This is a genomic window from Mesorhizobium sp. M7A.F.Ca.CA.002.05.1.1, from assembly GCF_003998335.1.
Classification (GTDB): domain Bacteria; phylum Pseudomonadota; class Alphaproteobacteria; order Rhizobiales; family Rhizobiaceae; genus Mesorhizobium.
This window is the reverse complement of sequence record NZ_RZQI01000440.1, coordinates 1-4,875: the sequence shown is the minus strand read 5'-3', so window position 1 is coordinate 4,875 and position 4,875 is coordinate 1. Positions and strand designations below refer to the sequence as shown.

7 protein-coding genes are annotated in these 4,875 nt (G+C 62.8%); all 7 read right to left on the bottom strand.

Annotated elements, in window-relative coordinates:
• A partial coding sequence (locus tag EN939_RS20970) for a signal recognition particle receptor subunit alpha (RefSeq protein ID WP_206528314.1) occupies positions 1 to 477 on the bottom strand: 477 nt, incomplete at its 3' end.
• 344 nt (positions 478 to 821) lie between these two features.
• Positions 822 to 1,109 carry an addiction module antidote protein gene (locus tag EN939_RS20965; protein WP_127269503.1) on the bottom strand — a complete coding sequence of 96 codons (288 nt, stop codon included), beginning with the start codon at positions 1,107 to 1,109 and terminating at the stop codon, positions 822 to 824.
• Positions 1,110 to 1,111: 2 nt separating this feature from the next.
• Complete coding sequence (locus EN939_RS20960; RefSeq protein ID WP_127269504.1) at positions 1,112 to 1,399, bottom strand: type II toxin-antitoxin system RelE/ParE family toxin; 288 nt, start codon at positions 1,397 to 1,399, stop codon at positions 1,112 to 1,114.
• Positions 1,400 to 1,491: 92 nt separating this feature from the next.
• Positions 1,492 to 2,424, bottom strand: a complete 933-nt coding sequence (locus EN939_RS20955; RefSeq protein WP_127269502.1) for a CPBP family intramembrane glutamic endopeptidase — start codon at positions 2,422 to 2,424, stop codon at positions 1,492 to 1,494.
• Between the two features lie 154 nt (positions 2,425 to 2,578).
• The gene (locus tag EN939_RS20950; protein WP_127269501.1) at positions 2,579 to 3,178 is read right to left on the bottom strand and encodes a DUF1236 domain-containing protein; all 600 of its coding nucleotides are present in this window, start codon (positions 3,176 to 3,178) and stop codon (positions 2,579 to 2,581) included.
• A gap of 63 nt (positions 3,179 to 3,241) precedes the next feature.
• A complete protein-coding gene (locus EN939_RS20945; protein ID WP_127269500.1) occupies positions 3,242 to 4,339 on the bottom strand; it encodes a zinc-binding metallopeptidase family protein in 1,098 nt (365 codons plus the stop codon).
• Between the two features lie 90 nt (positions 4,340 to 4,429).
• The coding region (locus EN939_RS20940; protein ID WP_164751117.1) for an FAD-dependent oxidoreductase at positions 4,430 to 4,875 on the bottom strand (446 nt) is incomplete at its 5' end.

The following is a 4,875-nucleotide window of genomic DNA, read 5'->3' as shown; positions in this document are numbered from 1 at the left end:
CGTGGCGACCTTGACCTGTTCGCCGAGCTGGCGAAGCTGCTCCTGCGCGGCGGGGCGCCGCGTGTCGAGCGAGGCCATCAGGACCTTCTTGTTCTGACGCTCGGAAAGACGCTTGGCGATCTTGGCCGAAGTGGTCGTCTTGCCCGAACCCTGCAGGCCGACCATCATGATGACGATCGGCGCCGGGGCATTGAGATCGATGGCGACGCCTTCGGCGCCGAGCATCTCGACCAGTTCGTCATGGACGATCTTGACGACCATCTGGCCGGGCTTGATCGACTTGACCACGGCAGCGCCGACGGCCTTCTCGCGCACCTTGTCGGTGAAGGAGCGCACCACTTCCAGCGCCACGTCTGCTTCGAGCAGCGCACGGCGCACCTCGCGCAGCGCCGCCGAGACATCAGCCTCCGATAGCGCGCCGCGGCCGGTCAGGCCGTTCAGGATCGAACCAAGACGTTCCTGTAGCGATTCAAACATTCGTTTTCCTTTTCCCTGGCATCCGGATGATGCCCGAGAGGTAATGCGTTCGCGCCCAGTGTCCAACCAAAAGCCAAAACCAAAAAGCACCCGGGGGCGCTCAGCGCTGCCGGGTGTTGGCCTCCAGGATCGATTTACAGCACTTCACCTCAAAGAGGTTTCGGCGTCCTGGTCGGCTTGCTCGGAGGGATACTCGTCGCGGAATTCGGGGCGTGTAGACAGGAAATCGGACACGGAGTCAAGACGAAGACCGGATTGCAGGGCGTGCGGCAGCCACGGCAGTGGTTGCCGGCATGCGAATTGGGCAAACAATTCTGCGCGCGAGGGGTCTTTGGAAACCCTGATTAACTAGACGGCTCGGCTGTGATCTTCACCCCGAGCGCCTTTGTGACACCCAGTAGCGTCGAAAGGCGCGGGTCACCGTCTGGCCTCAGTGCTTTGTAAAGAGCTTCACGAGTGACGCCTGCTTCCTTTGCAACAGCGGTCATGCCGCGCGCACGAGCAACAATGCCGAGCGCGTTTGCTATATAGCCAGGGTCGCCGGTCGCAAAGGCGTCGGCCAGCAGCTCGGCCTGCCCTTCGGCGCTGCCAAGATGCTCGGCGGGATCAAACGGAACGGTTTCGATTGCCATGATCATAGCTCCCTGGCCATCTGAATGGCCTTTTTGATGTCGCGGCCCTGGCTGGACTTGTCGCCGCCGCAAAGCAGGATAATGATTTCGTTGCCGCGCTTGATGAAATAGAGGCGGTATCCAGGGCCAACGTCCAACCGAAGTTCGCCGATGCCATCGAAATACTTCACGTCTCCGATGAGGCCGGACTGGACGCGGGCGATGCGGATCGCGATCTTTTCGGCGGCCCGCTTATCCCTCAGGCTGTTGAGCCAGTCGCGAAAGTCGGTGGTTTGGCGAACCTCGACCATCTGTGAACTATAGTTCACAGGCTTGATGTGTCAATCCATATGTGAAGAATAGTTCACAGTCCGCAACAGCCTAGACGGATTTCCCGGCTCGACTATGGAAATTCGGCGGCGACCTTGAGCGGCGAACGCGGATGTAGAAGCAGCACGATGGTCAGCATGCTGCAGGCGATGCCGATGAAGGCGATGAGAACCGCATCCGACGTCGCCCAGCCCGGTCCCTCGAGCGGCCTGGCATTGAACAGGGCGAAGGAATTGTAGCTTTCCTGATGCGAGATCAAGAGAAACCCGGTCAGGTTGTTGCCGAGATGAGCACCCAGTGCGGCGCCGAGATTGCCGGTTGCGTAGACGATAAGCGTCAGCAGCAGCGCGAAAGCGGCGATCGACGCCAGCACGCAAGCATTGATGGCTGGTGACGAACTCGCGCTCCAATGCAGCGAGGTGAACAGCAGGGCCGGCAGCAGGGCCCAGATTACCGGGCTCGTGAACCGGCTGGCGAGACCGCGCAGCAGATAGCCGCGAAACAGCAGCTCTTCCGAAGAGGTCTGCACCAAGGTGAGCGCGGCGATCGGGATCGCAAACAGCAGCCAGGATGACAAGCTGATCGGGCCACGCGTGATCTGCGGCTGCAAGAGATAGAGCAGGACCTCGGATATGAACGACGTGATCAGCACGGCGATCAGCCCTTTGAGGAAGTCGGGCCATGAAACTCGTCGGCTGTTGCCGATCAGCGCCGACAGCTTCTCGCCATGCACCCAGCGCATCGCGACCCACAGGCCGATCCAGATGCCGGCAAACGAGACGAGCGCGGTGAGGATGCCGAGGGGCGAAGCGAGGAAGCCCTGAATGCCGGATGATGGGGTCGCCTGCCAGGCGATGAACGCATAGGTGCCGCCGACCAGCACGGCCACGGTGGTTGCTGCCCAAAAAAGGACCACGATCCCCGTTCCGAGCAACAGGCGCGGTAAGGTCGTCCTGGCGTTCGGCGAATGCCTGTAACGCTCGAAGGCGGCCGGATCGATGGTCACGCGGGCTCCCTTGCCAAAGTCATCGCCTATTGACTAACCGATGGCCGGGAAAATCGGAATGGTTTTCCGCAAAGGACTAGGCCAGAGCGCAGGAGAGCGCCGCGCGGCGGCGCGGCCTGCTGGCGGCCGCTGCTGTCACAGCGGCCGCTTGTCGTCAGCGAACGACGTACATGATGCGCCGGGTCTGCGGATCGATCAGCGCCCGCTGGCCGTTCACATAGACATAGCGGTAATTGTAGTCCGGAATCTCGCGCAGCTCGACGGTGTCGGGCAGGGTCGCGCCGGTCACCACTTCGCCTTCGAGATAGATGGGATCGAGGCGATGTGTATCGACATAGGTGCGGACTTCAGCCGGAGGCGGCGGGAAGTCATCCACGACCGGATCGCTGGCGATGATCGCGCCGGTATAATCGGTCGAGTAGTTGCCGATGTCCTCCGGCGGCGAGACGACAGCAACGCTGGAGCGCCGTTCCGTCAGCACCACGCGGCTGCCGCCGATATCGGCCGTCACATAGTCGGAATAGACCCAGCCCTGGCCGCCGGCCTCGGCTATGGTGCACCATTTGCTGTTTTCGATGCAGCCATTGAGCGTTGCCGACTGGCCGGCGGCGAGCACGCCGATCACGGGATATTGCGGGCCGGGTCCGGCGCGCACGTTAAGATCGGTGACGGCTGAGACGGCGGTATCGGCAAACGCGGCGCCTGACATCACGGTCAGCATTCCGGCTACCGCAGGAAACAACAGGGATTTCATGGTTTCTCTCCGTTTTCATGGTCCCTCGCCAGCGAAAACGGGGCAGCAGCTCATGCGTTCCCGCTAAAGCGCCTGCGCCAACTCACGATTTGTTCCGTGTTCTCCAGGCAAATCGGTCAGAAGTTCGTGAACGAATTCCAATTTCCGTGCCGTGACGTCCGAAATGACAAAGGGGTAGAGGTCGGGCAGGCCCATGCAGCGGTTGATCGAATTGGAGGCTTCCGACAGCACCAGCCAGCGGGGAAGAATCTTTTCGAAAGGCTGGGGCGCGGTCGCCGGCTCCGAGGGTGCGGCCTGCAACCCGCCGCCTGTGTCGCCGCGCGGCAAGTCGTTGGCCTCCACCGTCTCCAGCCGGCCGAGCGGAAAGTTCAGCGCGTGCACCATTTCCAGCGTGTCGGTGATGTGCAGGTGATGAGCCCAGGTCTCGGCCCAGTCTTCCCATGGATGCGAGGTCGCATAGGCCGAGATGTGGCCTTGCTGCCAGTCGGGCGGCGCACCATTGGCATAATAGGCCTTCAGCGCCTGTTCGTAATCGGCGCGGTCGTCGCCGAACAGTGCGCGGAAAGCTTCGAGCCTGTGCGGATCGTCGCGGATGAGGCGGTCCCAGTAATAGTGCCCGAGCTCGTGGCGGAAATGACCGAGCAAGGTGCGGTAGTTCTCGCCCATCTCGACGCGCCGCTTCTCGCGCTCGGCCGAATCCGCCTCGGCGACGTTGAGCGTGATCAGGCCATTGTCGTGGCCGGTAAGAATCCGCTCGCCGCCGGGGCCGCCGCCGATCGGATCGGCGAGGAAGTCGAATGCCAGGCCGATCTCGTCGGCCGGGTTCTGCTTGGGCGCCACCGGCAGCCCGAAGGCCAGCAGCGAGTAGATGGCGCGCTTCTTCGCCGCTTCGACACGGATCCAGCGGCGGCGGTTGCCGTCGACGGAGAGATCCGGGATCAGCTGGTTCAGCACGCAAGCGCGGCAAAAAGCGTGACCCGGTTCCGCCATCCAGTTGCAGGCGCATTCATCGGCGTTGGTGCACTGGAAGACGCCATCGACGCCCGCCAGCGCAAAACAGGCGTGCTCGGGATCGTAGAGCACGGGGTTCCCGCAGTTCAGGCACTGGGCGTTCTCGAAATAGATGCGATGGCCGCAATGCGGGCAGTCGAAGAGTTTCATGTCGGTCTCAATTCACCGGAGGTGACACAAATGTTCACGGCGGCCCGTGCCCAACGCGAACAGCCGCGCGGTGTTCCACATTACCTGAAGCTATTTGGCCGCAAGCTGGGCGACAACCTGCCTTGCCACCGCCTCGCCCGACAGCCGTGCGCCGCCGCAGGTCTGGACCAGCGAGCCGGCCAGATGCTCGCCGGCGAAGAAGATCTTGTCGGCCACCGGCTGCATGAGTGCGGCGCGCGCCAGTGAACGGCCGGGGCGGGCCGCGGCATAGGCGCCGCGCACGAAGCGCTCGCCGCCCCAATTGGTCATCATTGCGCGTCCGACATGCTTGCGCGTATCGCCGCCGAAGATGCCGCACAGCCGGTCGACGACGAAGTCGATGCCGGCCGCCTCGCCGGCCGCCGACATTTCCCAGGCGAAATCGCCGCCGACGAAGCCGACCATCAGGTCAAGGTCGAACGGGAAGCAGAGGAAATAGATGTCGTGCCTGGCCATCCGCTCGATCAGCAGGTCGTCGAAGGGCTGCAGCCCGAGCC

Bases quoted from the DNA above. Each gene is read 5' to 3' on its own strand.
- EN939_RS20960 (WP_127269504.1), bottom strand. From the start codon at position 1,399: ATGGTCGAGGTTCGCCAAACCACCGACTTTCGCGACTGGCTCAACAGC.
- EN939_RS20950 (WP_127269501.1), bottom strand. From the start codon at position 3,178: ATGAAATCCCTGTTGTTTCCTGCGGTAGCCGGAATGCTGACCGTGATG.
- EN939_RS20945 (WP_127269500.1), bottom strand. From the start codon at position 4,339: ATGAAACTCTTCGACTGCCCGCATTGCGGCCATCGCATCTATTTCGAG.
- EN939_RS20965 (WP_127269503.1), bottom strand. From the start codon at position 1,109: ATGGCAATCGAAACCGTTCCGTTTGATCCCGCCGAGCATCTTGGCAGC.